Origin of the sequence: Peribacillus simplex (assembly GCF_001578185.1) — a bacterium.
GTDB classification, from domain to species: domain Bacteria; phylum Bacillota; class Bacilli; order Bacillales; family DSM-1321; genus Peribacillus; species Peribacillus simplex_A.
In genome coordinates, this window is sequence record NZ_CP011008.1 from 832,012 (window position 1) to 846,195 (window position 14,184).

General features: G+C 43.2%; 10 protein-coding genes. 4 read left to right on the forward strand and 6 right to left on the reverse strand.

What is annotated here, in order from left to right; all coding sequences use genetic code 11:
• Positions 1-21 precede the first annotated feature (21 nt).
• Positions 22-480: a MarR family winged helix-turn-helix transcriptional regulator gene (locus tag UP17_RS03835; protein WP_155727208.1), complete on the forward strand. Its 459-nt coding sequence runs from the start codon at positions 22-24 to the stop codon at positions 478-480.
• A gap of 58 nt (positions 481-538) precedes the next feature.
• Here the strand turns inward: UP17_RS03835 and UP17_RS03840 are convergent, their stop codons facing one another.
• The 4 genes from UP17_RS03840 to UP17_RS03855 all read right to left on the reverse strand — a co-directional run bounded on the left by UP17_RS03840 (position 539) and on the right by UP17_RS03855 (position 8,536).
• Entirely contained in the window at positions 539-1,630 is a 1,092-nt protein-coding gene (locus UP17_RS03840) for an FUSC family protein (protein WP_061461743.1), read from the reverse strand.
• Positions 1,631-1,975: 345 nt separating this feature from the next.
• A complete protein-coding gene (locus tag UP17_RS03845; RefSeq protein WP_061461744.1) occupies positions 1,976-6,448 on the reverse strand; it encodes a glutamate synthase-related protein in 4,473 nt (1,490 codons plus the stop codon).
• A gap of 338 nt (positions 6,449-6,786) precedes the next feature.
• Positions 6,787-8,076 (reverse strand): glutamate-1-semialdehyde 2,1-aminomutase, encoded by a 1,290-nt coding sequence (locus UP17_RS03850; protein ID WP_061461745.1) that lies wholly within the window; start codon positions 8,074-8,076, stop codon positions 6,787-6,789.
• Between the two features lie 139 nt (positions 8,077-8,215).
• The gene (locus UP17_RS03855) at positions 8,216-8,536 is read right to left on the reverse strand and encodes a hypothetical protein (protein ID WP_061461746.1); all 321 of its coding nucleotides are present in this window, start codon (positions 8,534-8,536) and stop codon (positions 8,216-8,218) included.
• A 151-nt stretch (positions 8,537-8,687) separates the two neighbouring features.
• Between UP17_RS03855 and UP17_RS03860 the strand changes: the two genes are divergently transcribed.
• From UP17_RS03860 to UP17_RS03870, 3 genes are read left to right on the forward strand one after another with little or no spacing between them, the layout of a single operon-like run.
• Positions 8,688-9,695, forward strand: coding sequence for an ABC transporter ATP-binding protein (locus tag UP17_RS03860; RefSeq protein ID WP_061461747.1), 1,008 nt, complete (start codon positions 8,688-8,690; stop codon positions 9,693-9,695).
• A 48-nt stretch (positions 9,696-9,743) separates the two neighbouring features.
• A complete protein-coding gene (locus UP17_RS03865) occupies positions 9,744-10,535 on the forward strand; it encodes an ABC transporter permease (RefSeq protein WP_061461748.1) in 792 nt (263 codons plus the stop codon).
• A gap of 4 nt (positions 10,536-10,539) precedes the next feature.
• Positions 10,540-11,325, forward strand: a complete 786-nt coding sequence (locus tag UP17_RS03870; RefSeq protein ID WP_048678294.1) for an ABC transporter permease — start codon at positions 10,540-10,542, stop codon at positions 11,323-11,325.
• Between the two features lie 42 nt (positions 11,326-11,367).
• Here the strand turns inward: UP17_RS03870 and UP17_RS03875 are convergent, their stop codons facing one another.
• Together UP17_RS03875 and metE are read right to left on the reverse strand one after the other, a co-directional pair.
• Positions 11,368-11,844: an acyl-CoA thioesterase gene (locus UP17_RS03875; protein WP_061461749.1), complete on the reverse strand. Its 477-nt coding sequence runs from the start codon at positions 11,842-11,844 to the stop codon at positions 11,368-11,370.
• Positions 11,837-14,146 (reverse strand): 5-methyltetrahydropteroyltriglutamate--homocysteine S-methyltransferase, encoded by a 2,310-nt coding sequence (gene metE / locus UP17_RS03880; protein WP_208857041.1) that lies wholly within the window; start codon positions 14,144-14,146, stop codon positions 11,837-11,839. The genes UP17_RS03875 and metE overlap by 8 nt, the downstream gene beginning before the upstream one ends.
• Positions 14,147-14,184: the final 38 nt, after the last annotated feature.

Sequence of the window (14,184 nt, forward strand, 5' to 3'; positions counted from 1 at the left end):
TAGGATTGTCCTATATAAGGAGTGAGAAGGCTGGATTTTAAATGGGAAGTAACCAATAGTATAGAAATGCAGATTTTCCGGATTAGGAAGAAGCTTGGGGCCATCGTAGCAAAAAATCTTCAGCCTTATGGATTAACGTCGCCACAGTTTTTCATATTATTAATATTGAAAAAAGAGGGGGCCATTAAGTCGACCCAGCTGGCTGACTTCTTAACGGTAAAGCCAAGTGCGATTACCGTATTTGTAGATAAGTTGGTCGAAATGGATTATGTGAAACGACAGCCTTCCGAAAAGGATCGCAGGGTCATAAACCTTGAATTGAAAGAGGCAGGGCAAGAAATTTTGGGGAGAGTCCTTGCTGAGCATAACCAATTGATGGGCAAGAACTTCAATTCATTCTCAGAAGAAGAGCTGCAGGATCTCTTGCAGAAATTGGATACGATTGAAAGGGCGGCTGATCAAAACCTTTTGGATGATTGAAAAAGGCGCATCCTCTAAATAGAGACGAAAAAAAGACGGTTCCTAGGAACCGTCTTTTTTAATCCTCTTCATACTGGACAGATATTTCGTTATCTTCTTTATGGAAGGACTGGAAGCTGACAATCAGCTTTTCAAGATGTTCCAATTGTTCGTCATATTCAATGACTGCAGAAATCAATGGAACAAGGCGGGCAGATAGGTGGCCTAGATCATCATGCATTTCGTCCACTTGATTCTGCTGTTCGAAAAAATGGGCGAGCAGCTCTTTACGACTTAAACAATCCTGGTTCCAATCTTCAATCTCCTCGATGGATTTAATTTTTTCGATATGCAGCAATATCAGTTGTTCATGCTTTCGAATCAAGGAATCAATCTGTTGTAGGATACTCCGTTGGAAATCTTCAGGCATTTGATATACTTCATTCTCGAATTTATGGACTCTCTTCAAGGTTTCAAACGCTTTTTTTGTTGTAATGATCATCTGCCGATAAACGACAAGCTTTCTTGCTTTGGCTATACTGTTCTTCTTGAAATATTCCCGTTCCTCTTTGTACATGGAATAGATATGTTCCAGATCGAGTAACTCGGCCTTTAGTCGGCTGATGTCTTTTTTCAGTAAAGTGTGTTCTGTAGCATGTCTTGTGCTGATTCTGATCCATTTTAAGATGTCTTCCGTTACATCTGTGATGCGTGTATAAAGTTTAGCTTCATATTTTGGAGGAATGAAAACCAGATTCACGATAAAAGACGAAACGATTCCAAGCAAAACTGATGAGAGACGTATAAAGGCAAAATTCAGGAAATCCCCTTCCTGGTTTTCCATGATGGCAATTGCTGTCACGATGGAAAGGACTATCGTTTTATCCATTTTTAATTTTAGATTGATGGTTATGACAACCATCACGGCAAGACCGATAATAAAAATATCATTTCCGAACAACAAAACGAAGGAGACAGCAACCAACGCTCCAATGATATTTCCTTGAATTTGCTCCAGCACCGTTTGGTATGAACGGTAAATGGTCGGCTGTATTGCAAAAATTGCAGCAATCCCAGAAAGGACAGGAGCAGGAAGGTTAAGCAGTTCCGATATATAAAGCGCTAAAACAATTGCTATTCCTGTTTTGAGAATGCGGGCACCAAACTTCATATATAGGTTAATCCTTTCTTTGTGATGTAATTGATCATGGTAAGAAAAGGCTCTATTTATTTATAGACTTTTGCTTAAAAATGTATTCTAACTTATTTGTTAGTACTTTACACTAAAATGAGAGGATGTAAACAAAAAGTAATATACAGGATTTCCCTTAAAGTTACAATAGGTAAACTCAAGTTTAATATATAAAGAAAATATAGGCAATTTCTTGATTGTTTTCAACTGTATTTTTCTTCGTTTAAAGATTATCCCATGGTATATGACTGAAAAAGCTGATGCTCTCGAATTGAAGAGCATCAGCTTTTTTTATAAACGAATATCAATTTAAATATATCGGCATCACTCCGTGGATACAGCGGGATCTGCTTGTTCTTTAACTGGTACGACTTGAAGGAAGTGCTCTCCAGGGTTTTGAAGCAGGGCCTCTAAGGAGGCTGCTTCTTCCGTTTGGCCATGATCTTTCAAGAGGTCCGTGTATTTGCCGAGAAGTTCGGCCACGTCCTGCAGGCCTTTAGCAGATAGGGGCTCAATCGAAATCTTTGCCCCTTTTGCAACCCGCTTCTTAATGATCTCCTTGGTTAATCCAGATTCAGGCTGTTGCCGTAAATAAACGACACCGCCAGTCATTCCTGCGCAAATCCATGGACCTGGGTCACCTAGAACCAAACCTCTTCCATTTGTCATATATTCAAAAGCGAATCCCTTAATATTGGAAGTCACCGCAATATTACCGGTTTCCTTTTCAGGAAGTGGTTGTTTCAATAATCCTCCAATGATCATATCAGCTCCGGATAGCCGGATTCCCGCCCTGGCATCGGCATCACCTTGGGCAATGAGGAGACCGTGCTGTGCACCGTATCCAAAGCCCTTACCGACAGAGCCATTGTAGAACTTCCCATCTTTTCCGGGAGATTTAAAGATGGCAATATTACCGCCAATTGATGTTTTGCCAATTCCATCCTGGGCGCCGCCATTCACGCTGATTGAAATCCCCTCCGTATTGTATGCCCCAAGTCCATTACCTGGGATGGAACCATCCTGGTAGGATAGGTGAACGGGAGGAAGTTTTTTGTATGATCCGTCAAGTCTTCCCCTGACGCGGTGACAGGACACCCTGCTGCCGAGTACGCGCTGTTCGGAAGTGATCGAGCTATAGTTGCGAGATTGCTGCAGATCATCTACATGAGAATCCAGATATTCAGCGCCAACGGCAACCTGCATGGAGCCTTCATTCAAATATGCCTCGGTTTCTTTATGTGAGAATGGTGTTATATCCAATTTTTTTAATAAATAGGTTAAATCCAGTGATTGTTGACCCTTAACTTGCTGAAGCAAATCAGAACGTCCGACGATATCCTGCAGGTTCTTCACCCCAAGGGATCCAGTCAACGATTGGAGTTCTTTGGCAAATGCACTGAACATATTCGTTAAACCTTGAACGGCTAAATCAAATTTTCGTGGAACAAAACGCCGCAGCCCATGTTCTTTAGCTTGTGCTTCCGATTCGATTTGAGTGGCGATGCCCACATGGCAGGTATCAAGGTGACATCCGCGGCACGTTGTACAGCCGACGGCGATCATCGAAAGGGTCCCAAACCCTACGCGGTTTGCCCCAAGCAGCATTAATTTCAATACATCCATCGAGCTTTTTAACCCGCCATCAGCCCAAATTTCAACGGTCTGACGAATGCCTGACTCAAGCAGTGCGTTATGGGCAGCTTTTACACCAATCTCAACGGGTAGACCGACATGTGCGAGTGCATGAATCCTGGCGGCGCCTGTTCCGCCATCAAAACCAGAAAGCGTAATGATATCGGCCCCTGCTTTGGCGACGCCGACCGCAATCGTACCAATGTTTGGAACGACCGGTACTTTGACGGCAACTTTTGCTTTGTCGTTTGCCGTTTTTAACTCATGGATCATTTGGGCCAAATCTTCAATTGAGTATATATCATGGTTATTGGAAGGGGAGATCAAGTCGGAACCGATTGTTGCATTCCGGGCTTCCGCGATTTTCGCTGTGACCTTGGACCCGGGAAGGTGACCGCCTTCACCAGGTTTTGCCCCTTGCCCAATTTTAATTTCCAATAGATTTGAAGAGTTCAAGAGTTCTGCATTGACACCGAAACGGCCGGAAGCGATTTGCTGTCCGCGGGATTTCGGGTACTTGCCCAGCATATCCTTGATTTCCCCGCCCTCGCCATTCATGCTGATCATGCCTAATCGCTCGGCAGCTTCTGCATATGCCCGGAAAGCAACCTCATTTTGTGATCCAAAGGACATGGAGGCAATGACGAACGGCAATTCCTGTTCTCCGACAGAAAGGCTGACTTCTTCAGAAGGTATGGAAGCATCTGAAGGTTTTAATGATGTCAAATGGCGGATCGTCGTAGGATTGGACTCTTCCTGTTCGGTGATCTTTTCGCGATAAGCGTCATAGTCCCCAGTAGAAGCAACTTCCCCGATTGACTTCCAAATCCTTGGGAATAAGTGGAAGGTTTTTCCCATCCGTTCTTTTTCATTTCCGTAATCTTCCGCACGCTGGATGGCGTCGGCCTTGATTTTATCAAAATTGTAGTCCAGATCATTGGAGCCGAAGAAGTTAGCCACATTTAAATATTTCGCGATTTCCTCATGTAAACCGATGCTTGAGAAAAGTCTTCCGTAGCCTCGCAGTTCATGAATGCCGATGGTTGAGATAACTTTTTCAAGACCTTTCGTCAAGGAGTTATAAAGATTGGTAACCCCCTTAAGGTCATCTGAAGATAAGGAAAGGAACATATAATAAGGGCTGATTAAGTTGGCCCCAAGACCATAAGAAACGATGATATCATGCAGTGACCTTAACGATGCGGAACGTAACAGGATGGAACAATTCCTCCGCTTGCCAGTTCGGACCAATGCTTGATCGACGGAAGAAGTGACAAGGTGTGGATCAAGCCAAAAGTTGCCGTTTTGATGTGCAAGTGCATCATCCAATACGATAAGCGTCTTTCCTTCATCCACTGCATTGACACTTTCATCAGTAATCCTCGTCAAAGCATCCGTGATGCTTTCATCCTCTTTGAACGTGCTTGAAATGAAATGCACGAGTTTTTGATCTTGGTAATACTTAATGAACTGGTCATAGCTTGGCTGCGATACGATAGATGAGCACTCATAACCCATTAATCCTTCAATCAATAAGGGAGTCAGCAGCTCTGTAACCTTTCCGGCCTTATTTGCTTCGAATAGGGAAGGTCGTTTTCCGATGATGGTTCGTGTTGAGAAGTGCTCGGTTTCCCGGTCCCGGTCGATTGCTGGGTTTGTTACAACGGCCACGCTTTCCTTAATGAAATCCGCAATGTTGGTCCGTTGGGGATTAAGTGCTGCCAGTGGCGCATCGTGACCAAGTGAACGAATGGGTTCGGCCCCTTTTTCGGCCATCTGTTCCACTAATTGAACATGCTCCCTTTCCCATCCAAAGGCTTTATACTGTCCATTATGAATGGCTTGCGCGTTTGTCATGGAGACAACCTTTTCAAAGACTTGCGGCTGCAGGCGGACCCGGTCATTGGAAAGAACGAAACGATTATTGAAGAGTTCAAATACTTTATCCTGGTAATCCTTGTATGTGTACAGTTCAATACTGTCGCCGTTCCATTTCAAACCCACTTTTTCCCCAGGGCCCATCGGTTTCGGATTTCCGGTATATTCACTGGAAGGGATGATTCCTGGTTCGGAAGTGAACATATAGGATGATTCCGTTTCAATATTCCATAATGGGCGCAGGCCTAAAGAATCGACAGAGAACACGGCTTCATCGCCGAAACGGGAGATGATTCCGGCTGGACCTTGTGCAAAATGACCCCATGCCTCCCGTAAATACGTATATAAGTCTTGTAAGTGATCGGGGTATTCCTTGATTTCATTAATGATTGGGGGAAACATAAGGTCGACAGCTTCAAATAAAGAGTAGCCATGACGGCAGATGAAAGTTTCGATCGTCTTGTTTAAATCCTGTGAGTCGCTTCCGTCTTTAGCGATTGGAACACCGATCATTTTCGCTTCATCACGCAATTTGGCAATCGTATTGATTTCGCCATTATGGCCAAGTACACTGAAAGGCTGAACCCGGAAGAAGCTTGATAGTGTATTGGTTGAAAAACGATTATGCCCCAGTGTCATGGTGGAGGCAGCTAAAGGGTCCGCAAGATCAAGATAATAGGAAGGAAGCGTATCCCCCGCACCCATCACTTTGTAGACCGCATGATGCTGGCTTAGCGATGCAACATGGATAAAATCACTTTTTTCGATGTCGGAAGTCAGCTCAAAAAGAACATTTGAAAGCTCCTGGTTGTTTTCGATGGCGGAGGAACAGGCAAATTGCCAGAACACTGGGTCTTCTTGAATGGCAATCGGTCCCAATGCCTCAGAACGGTAAGCTTTATCCGTTTCGAATATCAAGGAGAGACCATGCTGAAGCAGTTTCTCCTTGACTTCGATTTTTAAGTCGTTCGCATCCGTTTTTTTGCTTAAAAATAAGTGACCGACTATGAAGGAATCTTTATCGACGATGCTTGAATCGATATTTACAGCTTCAAGCTTCTTTTTCCAAAGAGCCCGGGGAATATCGATATGGATGCCGGCGCCATCGCCCTCACCATTGATGAAGCCGCAGCGATGGTTCATTTTAACCAGGGCGTCGATACAGGCAAAGATGTTTTCGTTAGTAGGGATCTTCTTTTTTTCGATACAGGAAACGATTCCGCAAGCATCATGTTCTTCCCTGTAAAATTCTTTGAATGTAGCAGGTGTCCATTTTTGGGTCATATGTGTGGCTTGAATAAGGTTACCCTTATTTTCGGCCTTTCACCTCCTGTAGCATTTGTTTTATGGGGGGATATTAGTAAACCCGAACAATTGTCCAAGTTCTGATAGATTGAAAGAAAATGTATAAATGTATATAAATGTATCCATATCATATCATTTAAATATTCAGAAATCAATTTTTTATACAATGGGTTGGATGCTGTGATTGATGGCGTTTTTGTGGGGAATGGCTAAAAAGGCTAACTTTAAAGAATTATTACCCGGGAATAAGAAACCCCCAAGATTGATGTGCATCCTGGGGGTGTATAAAAAATGTATAATTATGCTGTTTTGATTAATTATATTAGGTTTTTGAATGCATGTTCAACCGCTTTTAGAGTATAAGCGATATCATCATCCGTGTGAGCTATTGTCAAGAACCAGGCTTCGTATTTTGAAGGTGCCAAATTGATGCCCTGGTTGAGCATGAGTTTGAAAAACTTAGCGAACATTTCGCCATCAGTATTTTCCGCCTGCTCATAGTTTTCAATTGTTTCTGTCGTGAAATAGATCGTCAATGCCCCTTTAAGGCGATTGATGGTGATAGGGACATTATATTGGCGAGCTGCTATCAGGATACCTTCTTCAAGAATTTTTCCCAACCGGTCAAGCTCGTCGTACAGACCCTCTTCTTTAAGTACTTCCAAACAAGCTATCCCGGAAAGCATGGATGCCGGATTTCCTGCCATCGTACCTGCTTGATAGGCTGGTCCTAGGGGGGCTACAGTTTCCATGATCTCTTTTTTACCGCCATAGGCACCAATCGGAAGTCCGCCGCCGATTATTTTTCCAAGCGCGGTCAAATCGGGTTGAATTCCCAAGAAGTCCTGTGCCCCTCCGTACATGAAGCGGAACGCTGTTATGACCTCGTCGAAAATGACCAGTGCTCCTGCATCGTGTGACAATGAAATGACTTCTTCCAAAAAGCCAGGGCTCGGTTCCACGATTCCAAAGTTGCCGACGATCGGTTCAACCAGCACGCCTGCAATTTCATGTCCCCATTTATTCAGTGCTTCCTTAAATGGCTCGATATCATTGAAAGGTACCGTGATGACTTCTTGTGCGATGCTTTTTGGAACGCCCGCAGAGTCCGGTGTTCCTAGCGTGGACGGGCCGGAACCTGCAGCGACGAGAACAAGGTCGGAGTGTCCATGGTAACAGCCTGCAAACTTGATGATCTTATCACGTCCAGTGTAAGCACGGGCCACACGGATGGTGGACATGACAGACTCAGTGCCTGAATTGGTGAAGCGAACTTTATCCATGGATGGTATTGCCTCTTTCAACATTTTGGCGAATTTGACTTCATGTTTTGTCGGTGTACCGTATAAAACGCCCGTTTCTGCTGCTTTAACGATTGCCTCCGTAATATGTGGATGTGCATGTCCAGTGATGATCGGGCCATATGCAGCTAAATAATCGATATATTTATTGCCATCAACATCCCAGAAATAAGCCCCTTTGGCATGATCCATGGCAACTGGTGAACCGCCGCCTACAGCTTTGTAAGAACGGGATGGGCTGTTAACCCCACCAACGATATGTTCCAGTGCCTCTTTATGTAGAAGCTTCGAATTACTAAAATCCAATCTTAAAACCTCCTAAAAATATAAACCTGCCTTAATCATAGCATTTTTCCGCCCGTAAATCTGGGATGGAAGGCTAGGAAATGTGATCCGTCCACTGATGAAATGCTGCAGCCTTAGAAACAGCAGGATTCGTGGGCATTCATTTTGTTTGGGAAATAGGGCCGGGCCCCAAAACTCCGGTTATGAAAGTCAGAATGTCCAAGATAGTGGCAGGGTTTTCGATGTTGAAGGATTGGCGGTTCATTTCGCCTTGGGCTTGGTAATAGATAAGATGGCCGGTTCCTTTTTCTTCATTAATATGAATGTGGAAACTTATGGGGGTGCTTTCGATCGATCCGCTGGAATCCCTTTGGATGACCTGGCATAATAATTCACCGTATTCATCTTCATAAAGAAAATCATATCGAAGGTCGATAACGACCTTTTCGATTTGGGATAGTAATAATTTTTTAATATTCATAGTCTACTTGTCTCCTTTATATATGTATCTCGTACAACGGCCGGACTCGCCCTGAAAATGATACATGACATCCAGGCATTTTTATTGTCTAAAAAGGCAAGGTTGGATAAACTAATTCATTAGGACAAGAGATTACGGAGGATGTAACAGGATGAGTGATGCAATTCAAGTGAAACAGCTTCGGAAGGAATTTAAGTCGGCATCAAGCCGTTCGGGGTTAAAGGGAGCCTTCCGGGATTTACTTACAAGAAATTATAAAATCGTCCCTGCCGTCAATGATATCAATTTTACTGTAAAAAAGGGTGAGATGGTAGCTTATATCGGGGAAAATGGTGCAGGAAAATCGACCACGATCAAAATGCTGACAGGTATTTTGGAACCGACAGCAGGTGAAATCACAGTCAATGGCATGAATCCTCATAAGGAAAGGGAAAAGTTCACACAAACAATAGGAGTTGTATTTGGTCAGCGCTCACAGCTTTGGTGGGATATTGCGGTTCAAGAATCCTTTAGGCTGCTAAAAAAGGTTTATAAAGTAACGGATGAACAATATAACGATCATATGGAACATGTCATCAAGACGCTCGATATCGGTCCCTTGCTCGACAAACCAGTGCGTAAACTCTCACTTGGTCAGCGAATGCGCTGTGAGCTTGCGGCGGCATTGATCCACAATCCGCCTTTGCTGTTCCTGGATGAGCCGACAATAGGCCTTGACGTACTCGTGAAGATGAAGATTCGCGAGTTCCTGAAAGAAATCAATGAGAAATATAATACGACAATCCTTTTGACTACCCATGATTTAGGAGACATTGAGGCATTATGTGAACGCGTAATCATGCTTGATGAAGGACAGATCATTTATGATGGGGAATTGCAGAGTTTGAAGGATAACTGGGCTGAGGAAAAACAGATCCATTTTCAATTCATCGAGCCGATTGCATTGAAGGAATTGCAATCATTAGCGCTCCCATTTACCGCAAACTGGGTTTATGATGAGAAAAATCAAACATACATTGCTCTGTTGAAAGAAGAAAGTGATCATATTTCACAGCTTGTTTCAGCTGTCGTATCTCATTTTAAAATAAAGGACATCAAAATCCATGAAACGTCCATTGAAGAGATTGTTCGCAATATTTACGAAGAAGGCACTGTCTGACTCTCTTATCATTAAGAAACAACGTGTCTATCAAGAAGGGGGAGGGCAATGGGGAAGTATCTTGCAATGATCCGCATGCGTTTTTTGATGATGCTTGCGTATCGAACGGATTATTATACCGGCATTTTAATTTATAGCATTAATATCGGTGCTTATTATTTCTTATGGAATGCAATATATGGAGAAAAAAGCTCCATCGAAGGACTTTCAAGTATACAGATGACAACATATGTCGCGGTTGCATGGATGGCGCGCGCCTTTTATTTCAATAATATTGACCGCGAAATCGCCACTGAGATCAAGGACGGCAAGGTCGCCATTGAAATGATCCGGCCTTATAACTATTTAGGCATGAAAACGATGCAAGGGCTTGGGGAAGGGATATTCCGATTCTTCTTCTTCTCAATTCCCGGAATGCTGCTGGTAGCTTTCATTTTTCCTATCGAATTGCCGCACGAACCGGCTACGTGGGGGATATTCGGCATTTCCTTGCTGTTCAGTTTCATCATCAATACACAAATTAACTTATTGACAGGAATTACTACCTTTTTCTTATATAATAATGCCGGATTGATCCGGGCTAAAAGGGTTATCATTGATTTGTTTTCCGGTCTGCTGCTGCCCATCAGTTTTTATCCGATATGGGCGCAGGGAGTGATGAAATATTTGCCATTTCAAGGGATCAGCTATGTACCAAGCATGATTTTTACGAACGGGTACAGTTCAGGCGAAATTGGCATGGCGCTTTTACAGCAGTTAATTTGGTGCATCATTCTCATAATACCGATTCAGCTTTTATGGATAGTCGCAAAAAAACAGCTGATTATTCAAGGAGGTTGACGGGATGTTTTATGTATCGATGTTTTTTCAATATGTGAGTCAATATATGAAAACAAGATTGCAATATAGAGCAGATTTCTTCATGGAAATCCTATCCGATCTGCTGAATCAGGTCGTGAACCTGGTATTTATATTAGTCGTTTTTGGACATACCCAGTTTTTAAGCGGCTGGAGCCGTGAAGAAATCATATTCATTTATGGATTCTTCCTTATCCCATTCGCCCTTTTTTCTGCCTTTTTCAACATCTGGGATTTTAATGACCGCTATATCGTCAAAGGTGAAATGGACCGGATATTAACAAGACCGATACATAGCCTGTTTCAAGTCATTTTAGAAAGAATCGAGCTAGAAGCGTTATTTGGTGTTGTGACCGGTTTGATCATTATATTTTATTCGGGGATTTCATTGGATCTGCAGCTTGCGTGGTATGACCCGATTCTTTTCATCATTTTTGCAATAGGCGGGGCCCTTGCTTATGCAGCCATATTCGTTGCGATAGCAAGCATTGGGTTCTGGTCGGATGCGAAAACATCCATCATGCCAATGATGTACAATATCGGGAACTACGGGCGCTATCCTGTTGATATTTATAATAAGGTCATTCGTTTTGTCCTTACATGGGTATTGCCATTCGCGTTTGTTGGTGTTTATCCTGCATCTTATTTCCTTAGAAAAGAAGAGTGGTATGCATATGCATTTGCCACACCTGTAATTGGGGTTGCCTTTTTCGTGATATCCGTTTTCATATGGAATCAGGGAGTGAAGAGGTACCGCGGGGCAGGAAACTAAAAGAGCCCCTTCAACAACATTCATGTTGAAGGGGTTTTATGTTTATTTGCGTTTATTCTTTCTTTCAATATATCTTGCTTGTGCTTGAACATATTGCTGCTTTTCCTCTTCCGTTTCCGGAATGACCAGAGGTACGTTTGTCGGCTTACCGTCTTCATCAATGGCCAGCATCGTTAAAAAAGCGCGTGCCGTAAGCTGTTTTTCACCTGTTAATAGGTTCTCGCGCTCCACTTTCACGAATACCTCCATTGATGTGCGATGAGCACAGGTGACATAAGCTTCAAGGTTTATAGCATCCCCTGTCTTGATGGGGGCCAAAAAATCAAAAGAGTCGCTTGAAGCGGTCACAACGGGTTTTCGACAATGGCGCATAGCTGAAATGCAGGCTATTTTATCAACATAGGCCATTACCTTTCCGCCAAAGATGGTATTGTGATGATTTGTATCCGGTGGAAAAACAAGGTCGGTTAAAAATGTCCGTGACTGCTGTGTTGGATGGGCAACGTTCTTTTCAATCATAAGCTTTTGGTTTAGCTAAAAGGTTTTCACGGACGATTTTTGCTGCTTCGACCATGTTTTTCAGGGAAGCGACGGTTTCCGGGATACCCCTTGTTTTCAGGCCGCAGTCGGGATTGATCCAAAACTGGTCTTTATCCAGTACCTTGATGCCCCGTTCAATCATATCGACCATTTCGTCCACTGCCGGCACACGCGGGCTGTGAATATCATACACACCAAGGCCAATACCTTTTTCGTATGTCCTTTCCTCGAATGCGGAAGCAAGCTCTCCATGGCTACGGGATGTTTCGATGGAAATTACATCGGCATCAAGAGAGGAGATGACATCCATGAAACTGTTGAAGTCGCAATAGCACATATGCGTGTGAATTTGGGTTGTATCCTCCACGCTTGATGTGGATATCAAGAACGAATTAACAGCCCAGTTCAAATACTCATCGCGATCGGTTTTTTTCAATGGCAGACCTTCCCTAAGTGCAGGCTCATCAACTTGGATCATTTTGATTCCAGCCGATTCCAATGCAATGACTTCTTTTTCCAAAGCAAGTGCCAGTTGGTAGCAAACATTCTCCCTGGAAATATCATCACGGACAAATGACCAGTTCAAAATCGTGACAGGACCTGTTAACATTCCCTTTACCGTCTTGTTCGTCAGTGATTGTGCGTATACACTTTCCCTGACTGTCATCGGTTCGATGAAATCGATGTCACCGTAGATGACTGGTGGTTTCACGCAGCGAGACCCATAGGATTGTACCCAGCCCTTTTCTAGAAAGACAAATCCGCCTAACTTATGGCCGAAGTATTCAACCATATCCGTCCGTTCGAATTCCCCGTGTACAAGAACATCCAAGCCGATTTCTTCTTGGATATAAATCCACCTGCTGATTTCTTCGTTAACGAATGTTTCGTATTGCGAAGCGGTCCATTCTCCTCTTTTGAATTTCCCACGTGCTTGTTTAACTTCAAATGTCTGTGGAAAGCTGCCGATCGTAGTTGAAGGAAGAAAAGGCAATTTGAAAAATTCCTGTTGTTTTTGGTAACGTTCTTTAAATGGAAGCTGACGGCCGACGTTCCTGGTTTTAACCTTTTCGACATTGGATTGTACATTCCCATGATTTCGTGCATTTGAACTTGCTAACGTTTGAACCGTAAATTTATTAGCATCGACTTTTTCGGCGATTGCTTCAAAGCCTTGATTATTCCCTTTGACCAAGAGTATGATTTCCTCAAGTTTCTCATCAGCGAAAGCGAGGGCCTCTTTCACTTCTTTTGAAAGGGCGGTTTCATTACGAACGGTCACTGGGACATGAAGCAGGGAACAAGAGGGCTGAAGCCAGATTTGGTCTTCGGCTACTTTTTTCTTAAGAGTCTCGATCAATTGGATTTTTTTTGATAAATCAGATAGCCAAATGTTTTTTCCGTCAATCACACCTGCAGCAAGCACTTTGTCCTTCGGGAAACCGAATGCTTCAAGATTACTTAGATTCCTCCCTTTATCATGTACAAAGTCAAGACCGATTCCTTGGACTTGTAATTCGATGACTTCTTGGTAATGCTCCACGGCATCAAAGTATGTTTGTAGCATGATGTTCAGGTTTGGTGCTGCTTCATTCAGTTTTTCATAGAGGTAAGTAACAGTTTGCATATCATCTTTGGAAATGGATGAAACAAGAGAAGGTTCGTCCATTTGAACCCACTTCACGCCTTCTTGCTCCAACTCTTGCAGGATTTGCGTGTAAAGGGGAAGCAGGCTCAGGATGATGCCAGGGATATCTTTTTTATTGAAGCCTTTGGAAAGGGAGATGAAAGTATAAGGTCCGATCAACACGGGTTTCGTTTCAATCCCTAGCTTTTCCTTGGCCTCCCGATATGCTGCAAGTGGTTTATTTTCTGTTAAAGTCAGCTGTGACAGGTTTAATTCAGGGACAATATAGTGATAGTTCGTATTGAACCATTTCGTCATTTCGGAAGCGACTTCATCATTGTTTCCGCGGGCCATTGAATAATAAACGGAAAGGGGAACGTATCCGCCTTCATAGGCTGAATAACGTTCAGGAACAAGACCGAACATGACGGACATATCCAGCATTTGATCATATAAAGTGAAGTCGTTGGCAGGAATGATATCAATGCCTCGTTTCTTCTGTTTTTGTAAGTTGTCTAAACGGATGGCTTTTAGTTGTGCCGTAAATTCTGCTTCATCGATTTTACCGGACCAGTAAGCTTCTAATGTACGTTTCCATTCACGATCTTCCCCGATTCGCGGGTAACCCAAACTGCTGCTTTTCAAAATTCCCATCCTCCTACATTCATTTGATTGAACAATAAAAAAGCATC